This is a genomic window from Acinetobacter sp. ANC_7635 (assembly GCF_056779945.1).
The window spans coordinates 1-227 of record NZ_JBWYIS010000059.1; the positions used below are offsets into that span (position 1 = coordinate 1).

At 53.3% G+C, this 227-nt stretch carries 1 protein-coding gene; it reads right to left on the bottom strand.

Annotation, left to right across the window (positions count from 1 at the left end; genetic code table 11):
• Positions 1-227, bottom strand: a 227-nt coding sequence (locus AC1M89_RS14880) for a hypothetical protein (RefSeq protein ID WP_481614414.1), incomplete at both ends; no start/stop codon positions are given.

Consider the following 227-nt stretch of genomic DNA (forward strand, 5'->3'; position numbering starts at 1 on the left):
GTTCAATTTCTGGATGGCCATCGAGTTTGAACCAGTAGCCGACTTGGCTGTCTCTGACGCTGGCTTTGGCGATGAATTGTTTGCTTTGTCCGGCGTAGTAGTCGCTGAGGTGTTGGTTGAGTTTTTCGACTTGGCTGTTACCTGAGGCGGTGGCTTGGTCTTCGCCTTTGAGGTCTTGGATCCATGCAGGGCTGATGTGCCATGCTTGTTCGAGGCCTAGGCTGGCA